The sequence below is a fragment of the Nocardia sp. NPDC051321 genome, from assembly GCF_044455225.1.
Taxonomy (GTDB): Bacteria; Actinomycetota; Actinomycetes; order Mycobacteriales; family Mycobacteriaceae; genus Nocardia.
Map to the genome: position 1 here is coordinate 272,887 of NZ_JBITEM010000007.1, position 23,989 is coordinate 296,875.

The 23,989-nt window shown below is 68.1% G+C and carries 24 protein-coding genes; 11 read left to right on the forward strand and 13 right to left on the reverse strand.

Annotated features, from left to right (window positions below; translation table 11 throughout):
- Window positions 1-20: 20 nt before the first annotated feature.
- Both ACIA8C_RS18700 and ACIA8C_RS18705 read right to left on the reverse strand, forming a co-directional pair.
- Window positions 21-401, reverse strand: a complete 381-nt coding sequence (locus ACIA8C_RS18700; protein WP_397136153.1) for a DUF5655 domain-containing protein — start codon at window positions 399-401, stop codon at window positions 21-23.
- A gap of 8 nt (window positions 402-409) precedes the next feature.
- Window positions 410-643 (reverse strand): MerR family DNA-binding protein, encoded by a 234-nt coding sequence (locus ACIA8C_RS18705; RefSeq protein WP_397136155.1) that lies wholly within the window; start codon window positions 641-643, stop codon window positions 410-412.
- Between the two features lie 233 nt (window positions 644-876).
- Between ACIA8C_RS18705 and ACIA8C_RS18710 the strand changes: the two genes are divergently transcribed.
- The gene (locus tag ACIA8C_RS18710; RefSeq protein ID WP_397136157.1) at window positions 877-1,533 is read left to right on the forward strand and encodes a PhzF family phenazine biosynthesis protein; all 657 of its coding nucleotides are present in this window, start codon (window positions 877-879) and stop codon (window positions 1,531-1,533) included.
- A 206-nt stretch (window positions 1,534-1,739) separates the two neighbouring features.
- On the opposite strand, the gene dxs is transcribed toward ACIA8C_RS18710, so the two are convergent.
- On the reverse strand, window positions 1,740-3,656 hold the full coding sequence (dxs, locus tag ACIA8C_RS18715; RefSeq protein WP_397136159.1) for a 1-deoxy-D-xylulose-5-phosphate synthase: 1,917 nt from the start codon (window positions 3,654-3,656) through the stop codon (window positions 1,740-1,742).
- Window positions 3,657-3,824: 168 nt separating this feature from the next.
- On the opposite strand from dxs, the gene glsA reads away from it, so the two are divergent.
- Both glsA and ACIA8C_RS18725 read left to right on the forward strand, forming a co-directional pair.
- Window positions 3,825-5,690 (forward strand): glutaminase A, encoded by a 1,866-nt coding sequence (gene glsA / locus ACIA8C_RS18720; protein WP_397136161.1) that lies wholly within the window; start codon window positions 3,825-3,827, stop codon window positions 5,688-5,690.
- Between the two features lie 82 nt (window positions 5,691-5,772).
- Complete coding sequence (locus ACIA8C_RS18725; RefSeq protein ID WP_397136163.1) at window positions 5,773-6,453, forward strand: SIMPL domain-containing protein; 681 nt, start codon at window positions 5,773-5,775, stop codon at window positions 6,451-6,453.
- Here the strand turns inward: ACIA8C_RS18725 and ACIA8C_RS18730 are convergent.
- Window positions 6,434-7,840, reverse strand: a complete 1,407-nt coding sequence (locus tag ACIA8C_RS18730) for an MFS transporter (protein WP_397136165.1) — start codon at window positions 7,838-7,840, stop codon at window positions 6,434-6,436. The genes ACIA8C_RS18725 and ACIA8C_RS18730 overlap by 20 nt on opposite strands.
- A 127-nt stretch (window positions 7,841-7,967) precedes the next feature.
- On the opposite strand from ACIA8C_RS18730, the gene ACIA8C_RS18735 reads away from it, so the two are divergent.
- The gene (locus ACIA8C_RS18735; protein WP_397136167.1) at window positions 7,968-8,852 is read left to right on the forward strand and encodes a lysostaphin resistance A-like protein; all 885 of its coding nucleotides are present in this window, start codon (window positions 7,968-7,970) and stop codon (window positions 8,850-8,852) included.
- Between the two features lie 101 nt (window positions 8,853-8,953).
- The gene (locus ACIA8C_RS18740; RefSeq protein ID WP_397136169.1) at window positions 8,954-9,757 is read left to right on the forward strand and encodes an enoyl-CoA hydratase; all 804 of its coding nucleotides are present in this window, start codon (window positions 8,954-8,956) and stop codon (window positions 9,755-9,757) included.
- A 172-nt stretch (window positions 9,758-9,929) separates the two neighbouring features.
- Here the strand turns inward: ACIA8C_RS18740 and ACIA8C_RS18745 are convergent, their stop codons facing one another.
- Together ACIA8C_RS18745 and ACIA8C_RS18750 are read right to left on the reverse strand one after the other, a co-directional pair.
- Complete coding sequence (locus ACIA8C_RS18745; RefSeq protein WP_397136170.1) at window positions 9,930-11,990, reverse strand: TRAM domain-containing protein; 2,061 nt, start codon at window positions 11,988-11,990, stop codon at window positions 9,930-9,932.
- Entirely contained in the window at window positions 11,987-13,975 is a 1,989-nt protein-coding gene (locus ACIA8C_RS18750; protein ID WP_397136172.1) for an APC family permease, read from the reverse strand. Before ACIA8C_RS18750 ends, ACIA8C_RS18745 begins: the two co-directional genes overlap by 4 nt.
- 257 nt (window positions 13,976-14,232) lie before the next feature.
- Here ACIA8C_RS18750 and ACIA8C_RS18755 point away from each other — a divergent pair, with 257 nt between their 5' ends.
- Together ACIA8C_RS18755 and ACIA8C_RS18760 are read left to right on the forward strand one after the other, a co-directional pair.
- Window positions 14,233-14,898, forward strand: a complete 666-nt coding sequence (locus ACIA8C_RS18755; protein WP_397136174.1) for a potassium channel family protein — start codon at window positions 14,233-14,235, stop codon at window positions 14,896-14,898.
- A gap of 2 nt (window positions 14,899-14,900) precedes the next feature.
- Window positions 14,901-15,572, forward strand: a complete 672-nt coding sequence (locus ACIA8C_RS18760) for a potassium channel family protein (RefSeq protein ID WP_397136176.1) — start codon at window positions 14,901-14,903, stop codon at window positions 15,570-15,572.
- Between the two features lie 39 nt (window positions 15,573-15,611).
- Here the strand turns inward: ACIA8C_RS18760 and ACIA8C_RS18765 are convergent, their stop codons facing one another.
- The 3 genes from ACIA8C_RS18765 to ACIA8C_RS18775 all read right to left on the reverse strand — a co-directional run bounded on the left by ACIA8C_RS18765 (window position 15,612) and on the right by ACIA8C_RS18775 (window position 17,497).
- Window positions 15,612-16,235: a sigma-70 family RNA polymerase sigma factor gene (locus ACIA8C_RS18765; RefSeq protein ID WP_397136178.1), complete on the reverse strand. Its 624-nt coding sequence runs from the start codon at window positions 16,233-16,235 to the stop codon at window positions 15,612-15,614.
- 164 nt (window positions 16,236-16,399) lie between these two features.
- On the reverse strand, window positions 16,400-17,116 hold the full coding sequence (locus ACIA8C_RS18770) for a DUF3159 domain-containing protein (RefSeq protein ID WP_397136180.1): 717 nt from the start codon (window positions 17,114-17,116) through the stop codon (window positions 16,400-16,402).
- Between the two features lie 3 nt (window positions 17,117-17,119).
- Entirely contained in the window at window positions 17,120-17,497 is a 378-nt protein-coding gene (locus tag ACIA8C_RS18775; RefSeq protein ID WP_040736821.1) for an OB-fold nucleic acid binding domain-containing protein, read from the reverse strand.
- 128 nt (window positions 17,498-17,625) lie between these two features.
- On the opposite strand from ACIA8C_RS18775, the gene ACIA8C_RS18780 reads away from it, so the two are divergent.
- A complete protein-coding gene (locus ACIA8C_RS18780; protein WP_397136182.1) occupies window positions 17,626-18,339 on the forward strand; it encodes an alpha/beta fold hydrolase in 714 nt (237 codons plus the stop codon).
- A gap of 219 nt (window positions 18,340-18,558) precedes the next feature.
- Here the strand turns inward: ACIA8C_RS18780 and ACIA8C_RS18785 are convergent, their stop codons facing one another.
- Both ACIA8C_RS18785 and dut read right to left on the reverse strand, forming a co-directional pair.
- Window positions 18,559-19,401, reverse strand: coding sequence for a DUF3710 domain-containing protein (locus ACIA8C_RS18785; protein ID WP_397136570.1), 843 nt, complete (start codon window positions 19,399-19,401; stop codon window positions 18,559-18,561).
- A gap of 5 nt (window positions 19,402-19,406) precedes the next feature.
- Complete coding sequence (gene dut / locus ACIA8C_RS18790; protein WP_396998469.1) at window positions 19,407-19,895, reverse strand: dUTP diphosphatase; 489 nt, start codon at window positions 19,893-19,895, stop codon at window positions 19,407-19,409.
- A gap of 156 nt (window positions 19,896-20,051) precedes the next feature.
- Here dut and ACIA8C_RS18795 point away from each other — a divergent pair, with 156 nt between their 5' ends.
- Window positions 20,052-20,537, forward strand: coding sequence for a DUF3093 domain-containing protein (locus ACIA8C_RS18795; protein WP_397136572.1), 486 nt, complete (start codon window positions 20,052-20,054; stop codon window positions 20,535-20,537).
- Window positions 20,538-20,552: 15 nt separating this feature from the next.
- On the opposite strand, the gene ACIA8C_RS18800 is transcribed toward ACIA8C_RS18795, so the two are convergent.
- Window positions 20,553-20,855 carry a DUF4193 domain-containing protein gene (locus tag ACIA8C_RS18800; RefSeq protein ID WP_364721347.1) on the reverse strand — a complete coding sequence of 101 codons (303 nt, stop codon included), beginning with the start codon at window positions 20,853-20,855 and terminating at the stop codon, window positions 20,553-20,555.
- A gap of 418 nt (window positions 20,856-21,273) precedes the next feature.
- On the opposite strand from ACIA8C_RS18800, the gene cei reads away from it, so the two are divergent.
- Entirely contained in the window at window positions 21,274-21,951 is a 678-nt protein-coding gene (gene cei / locus ACIA8C_RS18805) for an envelope integrity protein Cei (RefSeq protein WP_397136184.1), read from the forward strand.
- Window positions 21,952-22,105: 154 nt separating this feature from the next.
- On the opposite strand, the gene ACIA8C_RS18810 is transcribed toward cei, so the two are convergent.
- Window positions 22,106-23,029: an inositol monophosphatase family protein gene (locus ACIA8C_RS18810; protein WP_397136185.1), complete on the reverse strand. Its 924-nt coding sequence runs from the start codon at window positions 23,027-23,029 to the stop codon at window positions 22,106-22,108.
- A gap of 170 nt (window positions 23,030-23,199) precedes the next feature.
- On the opposite strand from ACIA8C_RS18810, the gene ppgK reads away from it, so the two are divergent.
- Window positions 23,200-23,958, forward strand: coding sequence for a polyphosphate--glucose phosphotransferase (gene ppgK, locus ACIA8C_RS18815; protein WP_397136187.1), 759 nt, complete (start codon window positions 23,200-23,202; stop codon window positions 23,956-23,958).
- Window positions 23,959-23,989 lie beyond the last annotated feature (31 nt).

A 23,989-nucleotide genomic window follows, 5' to 3' on the forward strand; every position in this document is an offset into this window, starting at 1 on the left:
GGCGGCAGCGACTCCCGACTCTATCCCGGGTCCTTGATACCGAAGTCGTGGGCGGCCTCGAGCCAACCCTGGTTTACTACGTGCTCGATGACCGCATCGTCGAGGATCCGAATCTGATGGGTCCACTTGCCCGGATAGGTCTCCTGCACACCGAGGATCAGTGGATCCGATACCGGCTTATGCAGGTCGAGGGTGAGCATGAGGACATCCTCGGGCACCTGTTCGGCGCGCGGAGTCGGCCACAGCCACGCGAACTTTCGGTCCGCGCCGAAGGAGACCTGGCTCTTGGTGACCGCCGTGGTGACCGCACCGAGCGCTTCGATCCGCGGCGCCAGACTGCGGAACAGGCGCAGCGCGTCGGGGCGTTCGGCGAACAGATTCTCGACCGTATGCTCGTCCATCCTTGGCATTATTGCCGAAGCAGGCGCCCGGACATGGCCGCTTGGAAGTGTGGGCAGATGGTGAAGTCGGCGTGCTCGCAGGCCGTAGCGTGCTCGATCATGTCCAGCGAAGCTTGTGCGGTGGCGATGCCTGCCCGCAATTCGTCCCGCTGCCTGCTGAGCACCGTCGAGCGGTTGAGCGTGGTGAACATCGTGCGGATGTCATCGAGGGCGAAACCGGCTTCCTTGGCGCGCAGGATCACCGCGACACGGAAAACATCGTCCTCGCCGTAACGTAGCCGACCGGCCGAATCCCGTTACGGCGTTATCAGATCTGAATCCACATTCAGTGGCACACCACGGCAGACCCTTCTCGGGCGTTTGCCGCCACTATGTGCCACTGAATGTGGATTCGCCAGGTTTGGCGTAACGAGGGATGCCTCCTCGTCAGGGGAGGCTCGAGCTTGGTGGGTGATGGAAATGGTTGACTACGGGGGTGACTGAGTACGACGTGTTGTGTGTCTTCTGCGGGGCTGACGGCCGGTACGGCAATGAGCTCGGGGTCGTGCGTGATGGTGTTGCCGTCGCTACGGAAGGCGAGCGGCAAGCCTTTGCCGGGCAGCTGGGGTTCAGCGAGACCGTGTTCGTCGATGATGTTGAGCGTGGCGTTATCGATATCTACACGCCGACACTTCGGCTTCCTTTCGCCGGGCACCCGTGCGTCGGCACGGCCTGGCTGCTCGGCGTCCCCGCTCTGGTCACGCCAGCAGGCGTGGTGAGCACTCGGGTCGATGGCGAGTTCACTTGGATTGCGGCGCAAGCCGACTGGGCACCGCCGCGCACCCTGCGCCAGTACGACTCCGCGGCAGCGGTGGACGCACTGGTGGTGCCGGAGCCTGGCGAGTGGATCTACGCCTGGGCCTGGCAGGACGAGCAGGCCGGTCGGATCAGAGCCCGCGCCTTCCCCGGCCGGGGCGACGGCATCGATGAGGACGAGGCGACGGGCGCCGCTGCGCTGCTCCTCACCGCCAGTCTCGGTCGCCCCCTGCACATTTCGCAGGGCCGCGGCTCGCAGATCGAGACTTCCCCGCGATCGGACGGCCTGATCGAAGTAGGGGGACGTGTAAGGAAAAAGGCGAAGGCCGAGTACTAACTCGCGCCAACGAACGCGATGGCGGCGCGGCGGATCCGCTTGACGACAGCCGCGAAGGCTCACGATGATCGAACGATAGCCGAGCCTGCCGCGCATGAATTGTGCAGCCGCGCATCGAATTGCTAGCGATTCCGTGCGCGGCAGGCGCCACGGACGCAACCGTGCGCGACGGACGAGTGATTCGATCTACCGCGACCGAGCCTGACTCACCGTGAGGCGAGCCACCCACCGATCCGTCGGGCGATGTCCGGCGCGGTCAATCCGAGCTCCGCGTGCACCGCACCGCGCGACGCGTGATCCAGGAACTGCTGTGGCACACCGAGATCGCGGGTCGGGATGTCCAGTCCGGAGTTCCGCAACCGCGCCGACAGGGTCGAGCCGATGCCGCCGTGTAGCCCGCCGTCTTCCACGGTCACGACGAGCCGGTAGTTCTCGGCAAGTTTGACCAGGGTGTCGGAGACCGGAAGTACCCAGCGCGGATCGATCACGGTGACCGAAACACCTTCGGCCTCCAGCAGATCCGCGGCTTGCAGGGCGGTCTCGGCGAAGGAGCCGACGGCCACCAGCAGCACATCACCACGGACCGCCTGGACCGATCCGCCGCCGTCCAGCGCGGTGCGGTCGCCGGCGGCAAGCCGGAGCACATCGACCCCGTCGAGCCGCTCGACCGCCGAAATATCGTCAGCGACACTGCCTTTGGGGAAGCGGATCGCGGTAGGTCCGTCGTTGACGGCGAGCGCCTCCGCCAATTCCTCGCGCAGGGTCGCCGCATCGCGCGGCGCCGCCACCCGGATCCCCGGGACGATGCCGAGCACGGACAGATCCCACATGCCGTTGTGGCTGGCACCGTCGGGTCCGGTGATGCCGGAGCGATCCAGCACCACGGTGACCGGCTGCTTCAACAGCGCGACGTCCATCAGCAACTGATCGAACGCACGGTTGAGGAAGGTCGAATAGATCGCCACCACCGGATGCATGCCGCCGAGCGCGAGCCCGGCCGCCGACGCCATCGCGTGCTGTTCGGCGATGCCGACATCGAACATCCGCTCCGGAAACCGCTCACCGAACGCCGCGAGGCCGGTCGGACCTGGCATGGCCGCGGTGATCGCGACGATGTCGTCGCGCCGCTCGGCGTGCGCGACGAGCTCCTCGGAGAACACCGACGTCCAGCCGAGCGCCTTCGGGCCGCCCACCGGCACGCCGGTGAGCGGATCGATCGGATCGCAGGCGTGCATCTGGTCGGCGATGTGGTTCTCGGCGGGCGCGTACCCGTGCCCCTTCTGCGTCACCGCGTGCACCACGACCGGGCCGCCGAAGTCCTTGGCCCGGCGCAGCGCCGATTCCAGCGCGACGATGTCGTGCCCGTCGACCGGGCCGACGTACTTCATCCCGAGGTCGCTGAACAGCTCCTGCGGGCTCACCGCGTCTTTTATCCCGGCCTTCACCGCGTGCATCATCGAGTACGCGGACTCGCCGACCCGCGGGATGCTCTTCAGGATCCGCTTCCCGGCGTCGAGGGCGTGCTCGTAGGCGGGCTGGGTGCGCAGCGCGGTGAGCCGGTCGGCCAGGCCGCCGATGGTTGGCGCGTAGGAGCGGCCGTTGTCGTTGACCACGATCACCACCGGCCGGTCCGGCGCGCCCGCGATGTTGTTGAGCGCCTCCCAGCACATGCCGCCGGTGAGCGCGCCGTCGCCGACCACGGCGACCACGTGCCGGTCCTGCCCGGTCAGCGCGAACGCCTTGGCCAGGCCGTCGGCGTAGGACAGCGACGCGGAGGCGTGCGAGGACTCCACCCAGTCGTGCGCGCTCTCGGCGCGGCTCGGGTAGCCGGACAGGCCGCCCTGCTTGCGCAGCGTGTCGAAATCGCCCTTGCGGCCGGTCAGGATCTTGTGCACGTAGGCCTGGTGCCCGGTGTCGAAGATCAACGGGTCGGCCGGCGAGTCGAAGATCCGGTGTAGCGCGATGGTCAGCTCGACCACGCCTAGGTTCGGGCCGAGATGCCCACCGGTCGCGGCAACCTTCTGCACGAGGAAATCGCGGATCTCGTCCGCCAGCTCACGCAATTGCGGTGCGGTGAGCGGACGAAGATCTTCGGGCGTGTCGACCCGGGAAAGCACTCCCACCTGAACTCGCTCCCTCCGGATAGCGCTTCTGATCCGATCAGTCTACGGAGCGGCGGGCAGTGCTTCCGAACGAGAACCCAACTGCCACACCTGGCAACGACCCCCACCTGCCGACATCAGGGGTGAAATGTGAGCCTCGGCATACCGTACTCGGCATACAGTGTTCGTGTGGCCCAGCCCGAAGAGGCGATCCAGCGGACAATCGAACCGGGCGTGGTGTCCAGGATCGTCACCGACGTCTTTCACCTCTGCCGCCCCGACGATTCCGGTACACTGGCCGACTACATTCCGGAACTCGCTGCGGCGCAGCCGGATTCGTTCGCGTTGTGCCTGGCCACCGCCGACGGACGGGTCTACGGCACCGGCGACCTGGACACCTCGTTCACCATCCAGTCCATCTCCAAGCCGTTCACCTACGCGCTCGCGCTTGCCGATCGCGGCACCGAGTTCGTGGACGAGCGCATCGACGTCGAGCCCTCCGGGGAGGCGTTCAACGAGATCAGCTTGGATCCGGTGACCGAGCGACCGCGCAATCCGATGATCAACGCGGGCGCGATCACCGCCGCGTCGCTGATCACCGGCTCGGATCCGGTCGAGCGATTCGAGCGCATCCGGCGCTGCTATTCGCGCTTCGCCGGGCGCGAACTGAGCATGAACGAGGCGGTGTACGCGTCCGAAGCGCGCACCGGTTTCCGTAATCGCGCGATCGGCTACATGCTGCGCTCGTTCGGCATCATCGACTCCGATCCGGACGAGGCGGTTGACCGCTACTTCCGGCAGTGCTCGCTCGACGTGACCTGCCGCGACCTCGCGCAGATGGCGGCGACGCTGGCCAACAACGGGCGCAACCCGGTGACCGGCGAACGCGCACTGTCGACGGCGCTGAGCGAGCGGGTGCTCAGCGTGATGACCACCTGCGGCATGTACAACGCGGCGGGCGACTGGGTGACCAGCGTCGGGCTGCCCGCGAAGAGCGGGGTCGGCGGTGGCATCGTCGCGGTGCTGCCGGGGCAGATCGGCATCGCGGTCTACTCCCCCCGGCTGGACAAGCACGGCAACAGCGTGCGCGGTGTCGCGGCCTGCCGTGAGCTGTCGCAGCGGCTGGAGCTGCACTTTCTGCACGTCACGCGGGCGGCGCGGACGGCGATCCGGGCCGGATACTCGGTGGCCGAGGTGCCGTCGCGGCTGCGCAGGACGACCGAGGAGATCGCGGTGCTCGCCGAACACGGGCATCGGGCGCGGGTGTACGAGTTGCACGGCGATCTGTTGTTCGCGGGCGCGGAGAGTGCGGTGCGGACCATCGAGACGCAGGCGGGTGAGCTCGAAGCGCTGGTGGTCGATCTGCGCCGGGTCGGTGAGGTGAGCGAGATCGCGGTGCGGATGATCGATGATCTGCAGACCGAGCTCGCGGCGATCGGCGTGCGGGTGGCGCTGGTCGATCCCGACGCCAAGCTCGGGCACCTGGTGTCCAGCCTGGATCCAAACGATCCGCGCGGCCGGGTGTTCATCGATCGCGACACGGCGACCGAATGGTGTGAGGACATCGTGCTCGAGCGGCATCGGCCCGGCGACGAGCCGGTGTGCACGTCGATCTCGATCGAGGATCATCAGGCGCTCGCGGCGCTCGAGTCCGATGATCGGGTGCAGCTGGCCAAGGAGTTCGAGGTGCGCACTTTCGCGCGCGGCGAGGTGATCGCGCGGCGCGGGAGTGCGCGGTCCGGGCTGTATCTGATCCTCGAGGGCCGGGTGCGCATCACCTTCGAAGGCAGCGACAATCGGACACACCGGCTGGTGAGTTTGTCGGCCGGGATGTCGTTCGGGGAGATTCCGATGCTGGTGGGGACGCCGTTCGTGAACGAGGCGCGGGCCGAGACCGGAGTGCGGGTTGCGGTGTTGAGTCCTGCGCGATTCGATCAACTCGCCTCGCGCGCGCCGCAGTTGAAGCTGGCATTGCTCGAGCGATTGGCGGCGGGGGCGTATGCGCAAATGGACGCGGCGGTGCGCGCGATCGCGGTGCGCGGCGGCGATTATTGAGCACCTCCGCGAACGATTGTGTTGTCTCCGCCGTTGACCACATGAAGTGAGACTGATCCGCCGACCGATCGAGGAGTATGCCGTGAGCGAGAAGTCCGATTCCGCCGGTGCGGGCACCGTCACGATTTTCGGTAGCGGCACCGCGCGTGCCACACCGGATTTGATGCGCGTCACGATTTCCGTCGAATGCCGGGCGGGCAAGGTAGCGCTCGCCTACAGCAAGGCCGGCGAGCGGGTCGCCGGGGTCACCCGGTCGCTGCGGTCCGATGGTGTCGAGGGCAAGGACATCGCGACCAGTGGCTTGTCGGTGCACACCGAGACGGTGTGGACCGAGGGCCAGGGCAATCGGATCACCGGCTATCTCGCGAGCACATCGCTGACCATCGCGTTGCGCAACCTCGGCGACGACGCCGATCCGGGTCCCGCGACGATCATCGCCAACGCCGTCGACGCGGGCGGCGATGACGTTCGGCTCGGTGGGCTGACCCTCACCTTCGCCGACCAGGAGTCGCTGCTCGTCCAAGCACGGGACGCGGCGTGGGAGAACGCGGTCGCCAAGGCTGAACAGTTCGCGGCGCGGGCGGGCCGGGCGCTCGGCGCGGTGCTCGAGATCACCGAGAACACTTCCGCCGCACCGCCTTCCATCCCGCGGGTGAAGGCGATGTCGATCGCGATGGACGCTTACGGTGCCGCGCCGGTTCCGGTCGAGCTCGGCGAGAGCGAGATCTCGGCGGGGATCCGGGTCACCTGGCAGCTGGACTAGGTCGGTGTGTCGCGACGACCACTGCGCTGACGGCCAGCGGCGGTAGCGCCCACAGCGCCGCGGTGAGGTACCCGTTTTGGGTGGGCAGCAGCGCGCCGTTCGGGGTGCTGGCGGCGAGCAGGAACCCCGCGAACGCACTGCCGATGCTCATGCCAATGCTGCGGGCGATCTGGTTGATCGAGAGCACGCTGGCTGTCTCCGCTTGGGGCACGCCGACGAGCACCAGCTTGGGCATCACCGCGAAGACGCCGCCGACGGCGAAGCCGAGCAGCGCGATCGCGGCGAGGACCGCGAGCAGTGACTGGACCGCGGCGGCGAACAGCAGTGCGCTGGCAACGGCGATCCCGGCCGAGAGCGCGTACGTCCACCGTTCGGTGATGCGCGCGACGAGACGCGGCACCGCCTTTCCGGCGACGAACCCGAGCAGCGAGAACGGGATCAGTGCCGCACCCGCGGCGACGCCGGGCAGCGCGAATCCGTAGCGGGCGGCGGTGGGCGTCTGCACATAGCGGGTGAATAGGCTGAACAGCAGGTACAGACCTGTCCCGGCCACGAGTACCGCCAGGTTCGCGCGCAGGACGGGCCGGTGACCGAGTAGCCGCAGGTCCACCAACGGTGTGTCGGTGCGCAGTTCGAGCAACGCCCACCCGGCCAAGACCGCGACAGCACCGGCGAGGATGCCACCTGCCAGCCACGCGGTCGCCCATGTCGCGGGTTCGGCGACGACGAGCAGCAGCCCGAGCGTGCCGAGCGCGAGCAGCAGCGCGCCGGTGACGTCGATCCGGGGCAACTCCCCCGGCGCCTCGACGGGCAGTGTCCGCCAGGCGATGACCAGCGCGGCTACCGAGAGGACGAGCCCGAGTCCGTACGCGGCGCGCAGGCCCGCGAGTTGGTCGAGCAGGCTGATCGCCGGATAGCCGACCCCGATACCCACCGTCGAGGCGACCGACAACGCGGCGATCGTCGACGCGGCGCGCTCCGGCGGCAGGTGTGCGCGGGCGACACTCATCAACAACGCCCCGACCGCGACCGCGAGCCCCTGAAATCCGCGACCGATCAGCAACGCCGCGAACGGAAGTGGCAGCACCGTCAGCAACCCACCCACGGTGACCAGGGCGAGGGTGGCCAGGATCGTGCCGCGGCGGTACGGGCCGCTGCCGAGCCTGCCGAGCACCGGGCCCGCGATCGCGCCGCTGAACAGGGTCACCGTCAAGGTCCACTGCGCGGCGGCCATGGACACGTGCATTCCCGTGGCGACCGGCGTGATGAGGGGCGCGCCGACGCTGCCGACCACCGCCCCCGCCAACGCCGTGCAGACGAGTGCGCCGCTCAGCCGTCCGCTCTGCTGGGCGGCGACGGCGGTGCGGCTGTTCGTCCGGATGTTCATCGGTTCGTCTCGGTGGTGATGTGCGCGAACAGATCCGGCTGGATGCGAACTTTCGACATCGATGGAACCGAATGTGTTCGCGCTGCGTCAGAGTAGGTAAGGCAGCACGCCGTCCTAAGGATGTCGGATGATCGCTCGTCGCAAGGATTTCGCTCTGTTCCTGCTCGTCGCGTTCGGTGCGGCCTGGGTGCTCGCCTGCGGACCATGGCTCGACGGTCAGGGCCTGCAATCCGGTTTGTGGCTGCACACGGGTGCCGCGATGATGATGTTCGCACCCGCGCTCGGCGTGCTCGCGGTGTGGCGCTACCGGCGGCTGCCCTGGTCCGCGCTGTTCTCGCAGAACGGGTTACGGCTCGGCGCGCGACCACGGCGGACAGCCTGGCTGACGGTGATCGCCTGGCTCGGCGCGCCACTGTTCCTCTGGGCGGCGTTCGGACTGAGCGTGCTGTTCGGCGTGTACGTCTTCGACTTCCCGAGCCCCGCGATCGTGGCGGCCGTCGTCGTCGACGCGGTCACCGTGTCGACCCTCGGCACCGTGCCGTTCGCGCTCGGCGAGGAACTCGGCTGGCGCGGCTGGCTGATGCCGCAGCTCACCGGCCGCCTCGGCAGCACCGGCGGAATCATTGCCACCGGGGTGATCTGGGCGCTGTGGCACGCGCCGCTCACGCTGCTCGGCTACAACTATCCGAACCTCGGCGCCTGGGCCGTCGTCGCGTTCATCGGATTCTGCGTGCCGCTCGGCGCCATCCTCGGCTGGCTCCGGATGTACACCGGCAGCATCTGGCCGTGCGTCGTCGCGCACGCCGCGATCAACGGCAGCGCAATGCTGTTCGGCCTGTTCAACTCCTCCGCACACCAGGCGAATCCGCTGTACGCCGGGTGCGGGTTCGTCGGCTGGGGCGTGCTCACCGTCATCGCGGCGGTGCTGTTCACCTGGTTCCCGGTGCACCGGGTCGCCGTCCGATCGGAAACCTTTGTGGCACCGGCAAACTCCTGGCCGTCATTCGGCTGACACCAAGTGCGTCGCCGTCTTGATCACGATCGGACGAGTGTGGTTCGCGGACCACCTATATTGAGAAGTCGGTGACAGGCCGTCGCTGGTTAGGGGTTCGTATGTCGTTCGTGCTCATCGACACACCGCGACCGCACGTCGCCCTGGTCACGCTCAACCGCCCCGATCGGATGAACGCCATGGCGTTCGACGTGATGATCCCGCTGCGCGAGGCGCTGGAAGAAGTCAGCGCCGACAACGACATTCGGGTCGTCGTGCTCACCGGCGCGGGGCAGGGCTTCTGCTCCGGCGCCGACCTGCAGAGCGCGGGCAAGGTGCCCAATGTCGAAGGACTCACCCTCACCAGCGTCGCGCGCCGGTCGATGGACCTGCTCAACGATGTGATGATCACGCTGCGGCGGATGAACCAGCCGGTGATCGGCGCGATCAACGGTGCCGCCATCGGCGGCGGATTCTGCCTCAGCGTCGCCACCGACATCCGAATCGCGGCCGAGGAAGCCTACTTTCGCGCCGCAGGCATCAACAACGGCCTCACGTCCACCGAACTCGGCATCAGCTACCTGCTGCCGCGCGCCATCGGCGCCTCCCGCGCCTTCGAGATCATGCTGTCCGGCCGCGACGTCGACGCCACCGAGGCCGAACGCATCGGCCTCGTCTCGCGCACCGTGCCCGCCGCCAAACTCCTCGAAACCTGCTACGACCTGGCCGACCGCATCATCAGCTTCAGCCGGGTCGGCACCGAACTCACCAAACGCATGCTGTGGAGCGGCATGGAAGCGGGCGGCTTCGAATCCCACATGCAACACGAGGGCATGGCCCAACTCTACGTCCGCCTCACCACCGACAACTTCGACGAAGCCATCCGCGCCCGCCGCGACCGCCGCCCCCCGGTCTACGACGACTGACCGCGACCCGAGTGTGAGTGCGGATTCTGTAGTCCGCGTGGCAGGTTGGAGAATGCTCACCGTTTGTGCGAACCGCACACCACGTGTACTTAGTGTGCGGCTGACACAACCAGTGAGCGGCTGACACAACCGGTGTGCGGCCGAGGTCTGGCGTGGCGCTGGGCGTGCGTTGCTAGGTCTCCGAGGGTGCGGGTTCGAGCAGGGCGATGCATTCGACGTGGTGGGTGCCGGGGAAGGCGTCGAAGGCGCGCAGGTTGGTCAGGCGGTAACCGGCGGCTTGGTAGAGGCCTAGGTCGCGGGCGAAAGCGGCTGGGTCGCAGCCGATGTGGATGATGCGGAGGGGGCCGGTGGTGGTGATCGCGGCGATCACGTCCTTGCCCGCGCCCGCGCGGGGCGGGTCGAGGACGATGACGTCGGGGGATGCACCGCCTACGCGTTCGGTGACCCAGCGCTCTACTCGCTGGGCGTGCAGATCGAGCCATGGCAGGTCGCGCAGGGCCGCGGTGCCGTCGGCGACCGCCGGGCGGGCGGACTCTATCGCGAGTACCGCGCCGGTCTGGCCGACCTGGTCGGCCAGGCGGGCGGCGAAAACGCCTGCGCCGCTGTACAAATCCCAGGCCAGGGCGCCGGGGTGCAGCCCAGACCATTCCGCTACCAGGTCCGAATAGCATTGCGCGGCACCCTGATGCGCCTGCCAGAAGCCGGTCGCGGAAACCTCCCAGCGACGACCAGCGACATACTCGACCGCACGCCCGGTCCCAGCGATCACCCACTCATCGCGCGCCGCATGCGTAGCCGCCCGCCGAGCAGAAGCATTGCGCCGTTCCCCAGCCTGCGGTGCCTCCAGCCGACCGTCATCGTCGTACCGCGCCTCGGCGCGATCGTCGGTACCACGCGGCCCGTCCCGACCATTCCTGTCGGCACCGTCATCGCGCGGGGCGCGACTTCCGTGCCGACCGCGGCGCTCATCAGTACCGCGCGACTCATCGCGACCGCGCGAGCTGCCCTGCGTATCATCCACGCCACCAGACTCATCGAGGTCGCGACGATCGTCCCGACCGGTGCGCCCATCAGCGTCCAGGCCGTCACGACCAGGCGACTTGCTGCGATCATCGTCACCGCGCCGACCAGCGTCCTCACCGCGGCGTCCATCGACCCCGCGCAACTCGTCGCGGCCGTCGACGGCTCGGTCATCGCCGGCCGGGCGATCGAGCCCGCCGTGTCGGTTGCGGTTGTGTTTGGCGGAGCCGCGGCGACCGGCGGCGTGCTCATCGTTCTCGATATCGGGTCGAATGGTGCCCCCGCTCCAGACGCCGCCGATCTCACCAGGTCGGCGACGATGTCCGCGCCCGGTGCCGCCCGGCGCATCGTCGCCGCGCAGTTCGCTGCCCGGTTTACCGGTCGGACGGCGACGGTTGTCGCGCTCGGTTCCGCCGCCGCGCCCCGCACCGGCACGGTCGTCGCGCCCACGCCCGCCCTGGTCGTCGGCCCGCTCGGCACCGGAACGACGGCGATCAGTGCGCTCGGCGCGCCCACGGCGGTCACGGCCGCGCTGATCCGCCCGACGCTCACCGGGCTCGGCTCGCTGCCACTCGCCGCCGCGTGATTTCCGTCGATCCCCGTCGGCGGCCGGGGCGAGCTCGATGAGGTGGCGCACGCCGTCACCGTCGACGGCGATCACCAAATCCGCTCCCGGCGTCCACAATCGATCCGCGATCCCGTCCAGCGCACCCGGAACCGGTTGGGGACAGCGCAGATCCGTGATCACCTCGGTGCTGCGGTAGCCGTGCACGCCCGCTCGCCCTTCGGCGTCGACGGCCAGCCGTATGCGGGTGCGCCAGCCGCCGGTGCTGTCGCCGGAGCCGGTGATCGGTTCGACGACGATCTCACGATCGATGCCGGCGAGCCGGCGCAACTGTTCGGCGACCACCGAAGCCTTCAGCGCCCGTTGGGCTTTCGGCGTGGCGTAGGAGAAATCGCAGCAACCCGCGCCACCGGGGCCGGAGACCGGGCAGGTGGCGGGGACGCGGTCCGGGGATGCCTCGAGGATCTGCACCGCGTCCGCGCGGCAAAAGGACCCGCCGCGATCCTCGGTGACCCGCACCCGCACCAGTTCACCTGGCAGCCCGTGCCGCACGAACACCACGCGGCCCTCGTGCCTGCCGACGCAGAACCCACCGTGTCCCGGCGGGCCGAGGCGCACCTCGAAAGTCGTGTCGCGCCAATCGGTCATGAGCGATCGTCGTAACCGCGGCGCACCGCTCCCGGCGCGTTCACCATGCCGGGCGTGCGGGCCCGGGTGGACGAACTCAACTGCCACGGCACGCTGGTGACCATCACACCCGGCTCGAAGAGCAGTCGCCCCTTGAGCCGCAACGCACTCTGGTTGTGCAGCACCTGTTCCCACCAGTGCCCGACCACGTACTCGGGGATGAACACGGTCACCACATCGCGCGGCGAATCCTTGCGCACCCGCTTCACGTAATCGAGGACGGGCTTGGTGATTTCGCGGTAGGGCGATTCGATCACCTTGAGCGGCACGGTGACATCGCTCTGCTCCCACTCGCGCACCAGCGCCCTGGTGTCGGCCTCGTCGACGTTCACGGTGATCGCCTCCAGGGTGTCCGGCCGGGTGGCGCGGGCATAGGCCAGCGCGCGCCGGGTGGGCAGATGCAGCTTGGACACCAGCACGATCGAGTGTGAGCGGCTGGGCAGCACGCCGTCCCACTCCTGCTCTTCCAGCTCGCGCGACACCGAATCGTAGTGCCTGCGAATCATTTTCATCACGATGAAGATCGCAACCATGGTGCAGATGGCGATGTAGGCGCCCGCGAAGAACTTGGTGATGAGCACGATGATCAGCACCGCGCCGGTCGCGGTGAGGCCGACCGCGTTGATCACCCTGGACCGCATCATCCGCGACCGCTGCGCCGGATCGGTTTCGGTGCGCAGCAATCGGGTCCAGTGCCGCAGCATGCCGGTCTGGCTGAGCACGAAGGATACGAACACGCCGACGATGTAGAGCTGGATGAGCTTGGTGACCTCGGCGCCGAACAGCACAACGAACGCGATCGCCGCACCGGACAGGAACAGAATGCCGTTGCTGAACGCCAGCCGGTCGCCGCGGGTGTGCAGCTGCCGGGGCAGGTAACGGTCCTGCGCCAGAATCGAACCGAGCACCGGGAATCCGTTGAACGCGGTGTTCGCGGCGAGCACGAGGATCAGCGCGGTCACCGTCGTGATGAAGAAGAACCCGACCGGGAACCCGTGGAACACCGTCTCGGCGAGCTGCGCGATCAGCGTCTTCTGGTGGTATCCGGGCGGCGCGCCGATCAGATCGGCGTCGTTGTGCGCGTACACGATCCCGATCTTCTGGGCCAGGATGATGATGCCGAGCAGCAGCACGATCGCGATGGTGCCGAGCATCAGCAGGGTGGTCGCGGCATTGCGCGACTTCGGTTTCCGGAACGCGGGCACCCCGTTGCTGATCGCCTCGACACCGGTCAGCGCGGCGCAACCGGAGGAGAACGAGCGGGCGATCAAAAAGGCGAAGGCGACCCCGTATAGGTGCTCGTCCTCCGCCTTCAAGCCGAAACCGGCCGATTCCGCCTGCAGGTTGTCGCCGAGAATGAAGATCCGGAACAGTCCCCAGCCGAGCATGATGAACATGCCGACGATGAACGCGTAGGTGGGGATGGCGAAGGTGGTGCCCGACTCGCGGATGCCGCGCAGGTTGATCGCGGTCAGGATGGCGATCGCGACCACCGCGAACAACACCTTGTGCGTGGCGACGAACGGAATCGCCGAGCCGATGTTGGAGGCGGCCGAGGAAATCGAGACGGCCACCGTGAGCACATAGTCGACCAGCAGCGCGCTGCCGACGGTCAGACCGGCGTTCGGCCCGAGGTTCGTCGTCGCGACCTCGTAGTCGCCGCCGCCGGACGGGTAGGCGTGCACGTTTTGCCGATAGCTTGCTACGACCACCGCCATCACCAAGGCGACGGCAAGACCGACCCAGGGGGCATAGACATAGGCCGAGATCCCGGCGGCGGATAACACCAGAAAAATTTCTTCCGGCGCGTAGGCGACCGAGGACATGGCATCGGAGGCGAACACCGGGAGGGCGATGCGCTTCGGCAGCAGGGTATGGCCAAGCGAATCACTACGGAAAGGCCTGCCCAGCAGCATTCGTTTCGCTGCCGTCGTCAACTTGGACACTGGAGGGAGCATAGCGGCACGAGCGTCAGGCCAGGAGGCGGCGGCGCCGCGCAAGCACGCGGGGCCCGCGAATGCCGCAGGTCGGACCCAGCGCATGCGAGGGTGGTCGCGCGCGTGGCACGCGGGTTCGGCCACGCGGCGGACAGGTTTGGCCACGCGGCGGAGGGGGAACGTGGCCGATGGAATGATTCGACAGGTACCGTTCGACCACATAATTAGCAGACCGAACGCTTGGTTCCAGGAACGAGGGTGCACGGGTGTACGTAGTGATCATGGGTTGCGGGCGCGTCGGATCGGCGCTGGCCCGTGCCCTGGTCCGGGTCGGCCACGAGGTCACCGTGATCGATCGGGACCCGGCCGCCTTCCTTCGCCTGGGCCAGGACTTCACCGGTGAGCGGGTGACCGGCGTCGGTTTCGATCGAGATGTGCTGGTACGGGCCGGAATCGAGCGGGCCGACGCGTTCGCCGCGGTCTCCTCGGGCGACAATTCCAACATCATCTCCGCGCGGGTGGCCCGCGAGATGTTCGGCGTCGAGCGCGTGGTCGCGCGCATCTATGACGCCAAGCGCGCCGCGGTCTACGAGCGGCTCGGCATCCCGACTATCGCCACCGTGCCGTGGACCACCGACCGGTTCCTGCGCGCCCTCATCGGCGACAGCAGCACCACCACCTGGCGCGACCCGACCGGAACGGTAGCTGTGACGCAGCTGACGTTGCACGAGAATTGGTATGGCCGGACGGTGCGCGACCTGGAACGCGATGTGAACGTGCGCGTCGCGTTCATCATCCGATTCGGTCAGGGCCTGCTGCCCGACAGCAAGACCATCGTGCAGGCCGATGATGTCGTCTATGTCGCCGCCACCTCCGGTTCTGTGGGTGAGGCCATCGCGTTGGCAGGCAAGCCCCCCGTGAGCGAGGACTGAACATGAAAGTGGCCATCGCCGGGGCAGGCGCCGTCGGCCGATCCATCGCCAGGGAATTGCTGCGCGGCGGGCACAACGTCATGTTGCTCGAGCGGCAACTCGACCACATCGAGCCGGAGGCGATCCCGGACGCGGTCTGGGTGCACGCCGACGCCTGCGAGCTCGCGCTGCTCGAGGACGCGGGACTGGAAACCTATGAGGTGGTCATCGCGGCCACCGGCGACGACAAAGCCAACCTGGTACACAGCCTGCTCGCCAAGACCGAGTTCGGCGTGCGCCGGGTGGTGGCGCGGGTGAACGATCCGCGCAACGAGTGGCTGTTCGATTCGTCATGGGGTGTGGACGTCGCGGTGTCGACGCCGCGCCTGCTCGCCTCGCTCGTCGAAGAGGCGGTCACGGTCGGCGATCTGGTGCGCCTGATGACGCTGCGGCAGGGTCAGGCCAACCTGGTCGAGATCACGCTGCCCGCCGACACCGGGCTGGCGGGCAAGCCGGTGCGCACGCTCACCCTGCCGCGTGACGCCGCCCTGGTGACGATTCTGCGCGGCGGCCGGGTGATCGTGCCGCAACCCGATGATCCGTTCGAGGGCGACGACGAACTGCTGTTCGTGACCTCGGTGGAGGCCGAAGAGGACCTCAGGGTCGAACTCGCCAACCATGGCATCAAGCCTTGACTCCCCGACAGGGCTGATGCGCGGCGGTCGCGACTTCGATCAGGCGACCTTCAGTTCCGCGCGCAGCTTGTTCAGCGCGCGGTGCTGCATCACCCGGACCACGCCGGGGCTGGTGCCGATGGCCTCGGCGGTCTGCGCCGCCGACCAGCCGAGCACGATGCGCATCACCAGCACCTCGCGATGCGCGGGCGCCAGGATCTTCATGAGTTCCTTGGTGGCCGCGCGCCGTTCGAGCGCGAGCGCCCACTCCTCGGGCCCGGCCTCGGTGGACGCGGTGTCCGGCATCTCGGCCATCGGGTAGGTGGGGTGCTGCTGGGACCGGCGGAACGCGTCGGCGACCTTGTTCGCGGCGATGCCGTAGACGAAGGCGAGGAAGGACTTGCCCTGATCGCGGTAGCGCGGGATCGCCTTGACGGTGGCGATCAGGATCTCCTGCACCACGTCGTCGGCGGTGACCTGCAGGTGCGCCGTATTACCAAGGCGGGCACCGCAATACCGGCGGACCAGCGGATGCACGATGCGGACGATCTCGGTGACGGCGTTGCGGTCGCCCGCTGCCGCGGGGCCGATCAACTTGTCAAGTTCGGCCGCCACCCGGCGACTCTCCGACAGGGCCGGATTGTGGTTCTTCGACAATGCCGCGGTGTTGTGCTCGGTAGCCACGTCCGAGTCCTTCCTTCGATCGTGCGTTGTTTTCTGTACGCAACGATCGTCTGATGAACTCGGGCTTGCCTCCAGGCACCCCAGGGTGGGTAACCCCCCACCTCTGCGGTGGGACTACACCACCCCGGAGGGTTTTCGCGGCGAAGGGCCGTCGAGTTAACGTCCTACGCGGGCTCGGCTACCGCCGTCTTGGTGGGCATATGCCCCGCGCGGCGCACCGCCCAGACCGTGACCGCCAGCGCGACCGCGGTGAGCGGCCAGCCCATGGCGATGCGGGTGAACGCGAGCCAGCCGGTGCGGTCGGTGTCGTAGAGCTGTGACTGCACCAGATAGCGGGCGCCGAAGACCAGCACCCAGGTGGTGGTCGCGAGGTAGTAGAGCCGCTGCACCCGCTGATCGCCGCGCCACTCGGTGCCGTGGCCGTTCAGCACGCCCCAGATCACGCCGACCAGTGGCCAGCGCACCAGCATCGAGATCAGGAAGACGCCCGCGTAGACCAGGCTCGTGTAGATGCCGAAAAGGAAGAAGCCCTTGGCCTCACCCATCCGGTAGGCGATGAACGCGCAGATGCCGACGCCGAGGAAGCCGGAGATGGCGGGCTGGATGGGGCTGCGCCGGATCAGGCGCCAGACCAGGATGAGCGCGGCAACGCCGAGTGCGGCCCAGATCGCCCAGGTCAGTCCGGCGAAGCTGTTCACAGGAACGAACACGACTACGGGGACGGTCGAATAGATCAGGCCGCTGAAGCCGCCCAACTGCTCGAGCAACGTCTGTTCGGCCGCTTCCTCTTCCTCGTCAAGGTCGAGAGCCGGGTTCGGCTCGAGCTGTTCGGTCGAGGGGGTCTGTTCGCCCGAGGGGGCGTTGTCGTTGCTCGATGGCATACGTCAGCTGTTCCCGCGCAGTTCGTAGTAGGGGTTGTAGATCACCTTGCGGCCGTCTCGATCACCGACGCGGCCGCGAACCAAGATACGCCGCCCCGGCTCGATACCGGGAATGCGCCGACGGCCGATCCAGACCAGGGTGATGGCATCGGTTCCGTCGAAGAATTCCGCCTGCACAGTAGCGCCCGCGGACTTCGAACACGCTTCGACACTGCGCAGCTTACCGAGCATCGTGGCCTCGTCGCCGCGGCGACACTCCGACGCACGGCACGCTCCAGAAGCCTCCGATTTCTCGGCAAGCTCCTCGGCGTCCAACTGGTCGAGATCCTCGGTCAGTCTGCGGCCCAGACGTCGAAAATACCCTGAGGCAGCGGATGACATTTCGCACGCTCTCCTGCATAGAGCAGACAGTGTGGATCGCACACCATCGTGGATTCTCAGCACGACCGGCGGTGGACGTACACCCGCCACTGTAGATGCACCAGCACACCCCCGCTACGCTCGGACCGGTGTTCGACTCCCCACACTCCGCGTCGGCCGCCCACGTCGTCGTGGCGCTGCCAGGAACCGGATCCGACGCGGATTTCGCGCGTCGCGCGTTCGAACCCGCCTGCACAGCGCGCCGTCTCGACGTGGTCGCGGTGGAGCCGGATCCGAGGGCGGTGGTCGCGAGTTACCGGGCCGCGCTCGACGCGGCGGCCGCGGCGGGACCGATTGTTGTGGCGGGAATCTCGTTGGGCGCCGCGGTGGCGATCGAGTGGGCGGCCGAGCATCCGGAACGGACGGTCGGGGTGGTCGCGGCGCTGCCGGGCTGGACCGGACCGGACACCGCCGCCTGCCCCGCCGCGTTGAGCGCGTCGGCGACGGCGGCACAGTTGCGGGCCGACGGATTGGACGCGGTGGTGGAGCGGATGCAGGCAAGCAGCCCGCAGTGGCTCGCCGACGCGCTGACGCGATCGTGGCGGTCACAGTGGCCGAATCTGCCTGCGGCACTTGAGGAAGCGGCCGATTACAAGTGGCCGGGGACCGAACGGCTCGGCACCATCGAGGTGCCGGTCGCGGTGGTGACGGCCGTGGACGATCCGGTGCATCCGTTCGCGATCGCCGAGGAGTGGGCGGCGCTCATCCCTCGGTCGACGATTCACCGGATCACGCTCGCCGAGCTCGGCGCGGATCCAGCGATCCTGGGGCACAAGGGATTTGCCGCGCTGGCACTCGACTGAGTCGGCCGCTGCGCCCGGATGGGCTGCCGGGGATCGCACAGGTGAGTGGATCATTGTCGCAACTGAGCCAACTGTCGATGCATGGCCGAGCTGATCGCCGACGAGCGGCTGGCCAGCTGCTGCCCCTGGCTGGGCTGACTACGATCGCGCCAGCTGAGCCGACGCGCGGCCGAGCTGATCGCTGACATACAGCCGACTCAGCTCAGGCCGAGCGACTCGTTAATTCAGGCCCAGCTGCTGCATGGCCGAACCGTCCGCACCACGGCGCGGCCCCTCCGGCATCCGTGGCGGCACCACGCCCTGCGGGCCCGCCTGCGCGGCCGCGGCCTGCGCCGCCGCCTGCTGTTGCTGGGCGTCGGCCTGTGCTTGGTGCGCCGCGGCCAGTTGTTCGGCCAGTTCCTGCGGCAGCACCACGGGTAGTGGCTCGCGCACCGGCAGCGGATCGTCGCCGCGCCGAATCACGGTCTCGCGCAAGATCGCCCGGGCCGCCGCGACCAGCGGACTGCCGTCGTTGGACGCACCCGACGGTCCCGCCGCGACCAGCCGAACCATCCAGCGTGGCCCGTCGACACCGATGAATCGCAGGTCCGCGCCCTCGGTGATGGCGAGCAGCTCGCGACCCCACGGGCCGGTCTCCACCGCGACCCGCGCGCCGTCGTTGCGCAGCGAATCGGCGAGATCGGCGGCCACCGTGCGCCATTGGCCCGCCGACTTCGGCGCGGCGTACGCGGCGACGGTGAGCCTGCCGTGCTCGGTGGCCAGGTGCACGGCCTGCGGCGTGCCGTCGGGAGTCATCTCGACCTGCAGTTGGCCGCCCTGCGGCACCGGCAGGATCACCGAGCCGAGGTCGAGCCGCTGATCGGTGACCTTCTCCAGCAGGTCGGAAACCTCGGTGAAGTCGTACGGACCCGAACCCGCAGCCCCAGCGGCGCCGTAGTTTCCGGCGACCACCGGGTGTTCGTCGGTGTCGTACTGGTCTTCGTCGTCGAACTCGTCGATCTCGTCGTAGTCGTCGGCCGGATACCGGTCGTCGTCCGAGGATCTCTTCTTCTTGCCGAACATGCCCATCACGCCTCCTTGACGGTGGCCTGGCCCGCACCGGTCAGACTCGCGTGACCGCCGCTCGAGCCGTAACCGCCCGCACCGCGCGCAGTTTCGTCGAGCGTGTCGACCTCAACGAAGTCGACCAATTCCACCCGCTGCACCAGCAGCTGCGCGATCCGGTCGCCCCGGCGCAATTCGATGGGCGTGCGCAGATCGTGGTTGATCAGGCACACCTTGATCTCGCCGCGATATCCGGCATCGACCGTGCCGGGGGTGTTCACCACCGACAGACCGGTCTTGGCGGCCAGCCCCGATCGGGGATGGATCAGGCCGACCGTGCCGACGGGTAGCGCGACCGCGACGCCGGTGCCGACCAGCACTCGCTCCCCCGGTTCCAGGATGACGTCTTCCGTGGTGCACAGGTCCACGCCTGCGTCGCCCTGATGGGCGCGCGCGGGCATGGGGATGCCGGGATCCAGCCGCAGCAAGGGTATGGGTGAAAGTGCGCTCACGACTCCACCTCGCTAGCGCTCGGCTCCGTCATGAGCGTGGCTGCTGTGTCCATGGTTCGCTCGCTTCGCTCCCTCACGTTGGTCGAGCCTACGCGTTGACCAGCCGCAGTCGTGAATTAGTGTTGACTCGTGTCGGACCAGCCAACCCCAGTGACGATGGACCAGAAACAGCAAACCCCCAAGCCCTACCGCGAGCGCCTCTGGGTGCCGCTGTGGTGGTGGCCGGTGGCGTTCGCCATCACGGGGCTGCTGGCGGCCGAAATCCACATGGGCGCACCGGGATTGCGGGCGTGGCTGCCCTACGTGCTGCTGTTCCCGATTCCGGTGTGGGTGCTGGTGTGGCTGAGCAGGCACCGGGTGGAGGTCTCGCCGGACGCGTCGGGCACGTCGGAGCTGCGCGCCGACCGCGCCCACCTGCCGGTGAATTTCGTCGCCCGCGCGGCCGTCGTCGCCCGCACGGCGAAGAGCGCGGCGCTGGGTCGACAGCTCGACCCCGCCGCCTATGTGCAGCATCGGCCGTGGATCGGGCCGATGGTGCTTCTCGTACTCGACGACCCGGACGATCCGACACCGTACTGGTTGGTCAGCACGCGTCATCCCGATCGGGTCCTAGCCGCGCTGGGGCTGCCCAGCGCGGGCTGATCACCTCGAGCTAACTCAAGCGCCGCAGTCCATGCAGATCAGCTGTCCACCCTTCTCGCTGGCCAGCCTGCTCCGGTGGTGCACCAGAAAGCAGCTGGAACAGGTGAACTCGTCGGCCTGCTTCGGGATCACCCGAACGCTCAGCACCTCGTCGGACAGGTCCGCGCCGGGAAGCTCGAACGACTCCGCGGTATCGGATTCGTCGATATCCACGACGGCGGACTGTGCCTCGTTACGACGAGCCTTCAGCTCCTCCAGCGAATCTTCCGACACATCGTCGGTTTCGGTACGCCTCGGTGCGTCATAGTCGGTTGCCATGTCGTCTTCCCCTCGTCCTTACTTCATATATCCCGGACCGGATTGCTCACACCGATTCCTGCTGGAACCGCCGCGACTCGCACCGCCCCGCCGGTGGTGCACGTCACACGTACACCGGTCACCCATCAGGTCGGATCGGGCTGATCCACTCCGGATAGCGCTCGGTAAACGCAGGACATGCCCTACTTGTTCCCGCGACCGACCACCAATTTCGCCACCGGCGATTCGATCTGGGCCGCCAGACAATAGCGGACCCCAGCACAAAAGTCGCAATCAAAACACAGACGATTCGAAACCGACGGGTAATCGACACCGTCCGTCGAACTTCCCGAGACCTTGCGGGGATATTTCCGCACCCCGGCCGTCTCCCGTCGGCCTGCCGTGCCCGGCAGGCGTGACACTTTCGTAGAGTGTGCTGGTGGTTTCACTGATCACCGAAGGCCGCCCCGTGGATTCCCAGGGCAGGCCCTTCCTCCGACGGCGCCCGCAGCCCTGGCTCATCATGCTCGGCATCGTCACGCTGATCTGCACGATTGTGTGGGTCAAGGCGTTGACGACGACCGAGCACGACACCAGCGCGATGGCGTGCAATTCGCCGAGCCCGGCCACCGAGCCGGGCGCTCAACCAGCGGCGACGCTCGGCCAGCGGGTCGGCTCGAGCCGGCTGCAGGACGTGGAACCGGCGCCGCTGGCGGCAAGCCGGGTGCGCGTGCTCAACGCGAACAACCAGCGTGGCCAGGCCGCGCACGTCGCGGCGCAGTTCGGTGACCTCGGGTTCGCCAGCGCGCCGGGAACGCAATATGGCAACGATTCGGTATACGTCAACGGCGACCTGGAATGCACCGGCCAGATCCGGTTCGGCGTCAACGGCCGACCGGCCGCCGCGTCGGTCCAGCTGGTGGTGCCGTGCGCCGAGCTGATCGAGGACCAGCGGTCCGACGAGACGGTCGACATGGTGCTCGGGTCGCTGTTCCGCGACATCCGGCCCAGCAACGACGCCGAGGAGGTGCTGCGGTCGCTGAAGAACCCGGCGCCGGGCAACAGCACCTCGATCGACATCAAGCTCTTGGAAGCCGCCAGACAGGCCCGCTGCTGACCCGCCTCTCCGCGAATTCAGGCCAGATTCAGGCGTCTATGCGGTGACATCGGCGACCGGCGGTCAGGTCGGCGGCAGCGTCGGCCCGTACCCGGTGAGTTACCCATGTGCCCACGAAATCAGCTGTCCCCTGGGCACATGGGTCTGGCGCAAGTCAGCGGTCCAGGATCGCCTCAGTGGCACCCACGCGGTCGAGCAGCTCGAACAGCTCGTCGGCGATGCCGGGCGCCGCGGCGATCACCAGATCGCCCGCCTCGCCCGGATTGGTGGCGGGCGGCAGGGTGAGCCGGGCGCCCGCCTCGGCCGCGATCAGCGCGCCCGCACCCCAGTCCCAGGCGTTGAGGCCGTGCTCGAAGTAGGCGTCCACCCGGCCCGCCGCGACGTGGCACAGGTCGAGCGCGGCCGAGCCGAAGCGACGAATGTCACGCACCCGCGGCAGGATCTCGGCGATGAGTTGAGCCTGTCTGGTCCGCCGGTGCTTGCCGTAGGCGAAACCGGTGGCCACCAACGACATCGACACCGTCTCGACCGGCGTGCAGCGCAGATGTTCCACCGCGCCCTCGGCGTCCACCCGGATCGCGCCGAGCCCGAGACCGGCGCTGTAGGTGGCCCGCCTGGCGACGTCCACCACCGCGCCGGCGACTGGCCTGCCGCCGCGCATCGCGGCCACCGAGACCGCGTAGCTGGGGATGCCATACAGGAAATTCACCGTGCCGTCGATTGGGTCTACTACCCAGTGCACGACGTCGGCGGCGGAGTCGGCGAGGCTGCCGCCGCCCTCCTCGCCGAGGATGGGGTCGCCGGGGCGTTGCTCGGCGAGCAGGCCGCGGATGAGTTCTTCGGTTTCGGTGTCCACGATGGTCACCGGATCGGTCGGATGGCTTTTGGACTGCACCGCGTCTTGGGCGGGTCCACCCGCCAGACCGAAGACCTCGGGGCGGCGGGCGCGGACGTGCGCCGCGGCGGTTTCGGCGAGGTCGACCGCGACTCTGCGCAGTTCAGCCTCGTCGCCGCGGGCGACGATGATCTCGGAGGTGTAGTCGGACACGGGCGATGAGGTTTCCGGCACGCTCCCCATCGCATCACAGATCCTCGGGCACGCGCAGCATCGATCGCGCATTACTCTTGTCGTGCACGACACAACGCCGTCGTCGGGCACACCACCGCAGCGCCGCTCACGGCCGGGGTGCAGCCTTGTGCATCGGTGTTGTGCTCCACACCGGCCAGCACAGGAACGAGGGCTCAGTCATGTCCGCTCGGGGGCACGCATTCGGCATCGATATCGGCGGCAGCGGCGTCAAGGGTGGCGCGGTGGATCTGGCGACCGGTGAGCTGGTCCACGAACGCATCAAGATCGCGACACCGCATCCGTCCACCCCGCAGGCCGTCGCCGACGCGGTGGCAAAGCTGGTCGCACAAGCCGATTGGGACGGGCCGGTCGGCATCACCCTGCCCTCGGTCATCCTCGACGGCGTCGCGCGCACCGCGGCCAATATCGACAAGGCCTGGGTCGGCACCGACGCACGGGCACTGTTCTCGGACACGCTGGACGGGCGCGAGGTGACCGTGCTCAACGACGCGGACGCGGCGGGCCTGGCCGAGGACCGCTACGGCGCGGCAAAGGATTTCGCCGGGCTGGTACTGCTGCTGACCTTCGGCACCGGCATCGGCTCGGCCCTGCTGTACCACGGCACCCTGGTGGCCAACAGCGAACTCGGCCATCTCGAGATCGGCGGCATGGAGACCGAGCATCGCGCCGCCGCCTCGATCAAGGATCGCGACGGGTTGAGCTTCGAGCAGTGGGCCGCCGAGGTGAGCACCGTACTGAGCGGTCTGGAGAACCTTTTCTGGCCGAAGGTGTTCGTCGCGGGCGGCGGCATCAGCCGCGACGCCGATCAATGGATTCCGTTGCTCACCAACCGAACTCAGGTGATTCCCGCGCATCTGCGGAACACCGCGGGCATCGTCGGCGCTGCGATGGCGATCGACGCGGGCATCGCGCCGTAGACCGGGTGTGGCAACCCCGCGACGTGGCGTC

Excerpts from the sequence above, each read along its gene's own strand:
- ACIA8C_RS18730 (WP_397136165.1), bottom strand. The coding sequence starts at position 7,840 with ATGAACATCCGGACGAACAGCCGCACCGCCGTCGCCGCCCAGCAGAGC.
- ACIA8C_RS18760 (WP_397136176.1), top strand. The coding sequence starts at position 14,901 with ATGAAAGTGGCCATCGCCGGGGCAGGCGCCGTCGGCCGATCCATCGCC.
- ACIA8C_RS18735 (WP_397136167.1), top strand. The coding sequence starts at position 7,968 with ATGATCGCTCGTCGCAAGGATTTCGCTCTGTTCCTGCTCGTCGCGTTC.
- ACIA8C_RS18775 (WP_040736821.1), bottom strand. The coding sequence starts at position 17,497 with ATGTCATCCGCTGCCTCAGGGTATTTTCGACGTCTGGGCCGCAGACTG.
- ACIA8C_RS18810 (WP_397136185.1), bottom strand. The coding sequence starts at position 23,029 with ATGGGGAGCGTGCCGGAAACCTCATCGCCCGTGTCCGACTACACCTCC.
- ACIA8C_RS18785 (WP_397136570.1), bottom strand. The coding sequence starts at position 19,401 with ATGTTCGGCAAGAAGAAGAGATCCTCGGACGACGACCGGTATCCGGCC.
- ACIA8C_RS18795 (WP_397136572.1), top strand. The coding sequence starts at position 20,052 with ATGGACCAGAAACAGCAAACCCCCAAGCCCTACCGCGAGCGCCTCTGG.
- ACIA8C_RS18745 (WP_397136170.1), bottom strand. The coding sequence starts at position 11,990 with ATGACCGATTGGCGCGACACGACTTTCGAGGTGCGCCTCGGCCCGCCG.
- ACIA8C_RS18700 (WP_397136153.1), bottom strand. The coding sequence starts at position 401 with ATGGACGAGCATACGGTCGAGAATCTGTTCGCCGAACGCCCCGACGCG.
- ACIA8C_RS18770 (WP_397136180.1), bottom strand. The coding sequence starts at position 17,116 with ATGCCATCGAGCAACGACAACGCCCCCTCGGGCGAACAGACCCCCTCG.
- ACIA8C_RS18800 (WP_364721347.1), bottom strand. The coding sequence starts at position 20,855 with ATGGCAACCGACTATGACGCACCGAGGCGTACCGAAACCGACGATGTG.
- ppgK (WP_397136187.1), top strand. The coding sequence starts at position 23,200 with ATGTCCGCTCGGGGGCACGCATTCGGCATCGATATCGGCGGCAGCGGC.
- ACIA8C_RS18740 (WP_397136169.1), top strand. The coding sequence starts at position 8,954 with ATGTCGTTCGTGCTCATCGACACACCGCGACCGCACGTCGCCCTGGTC.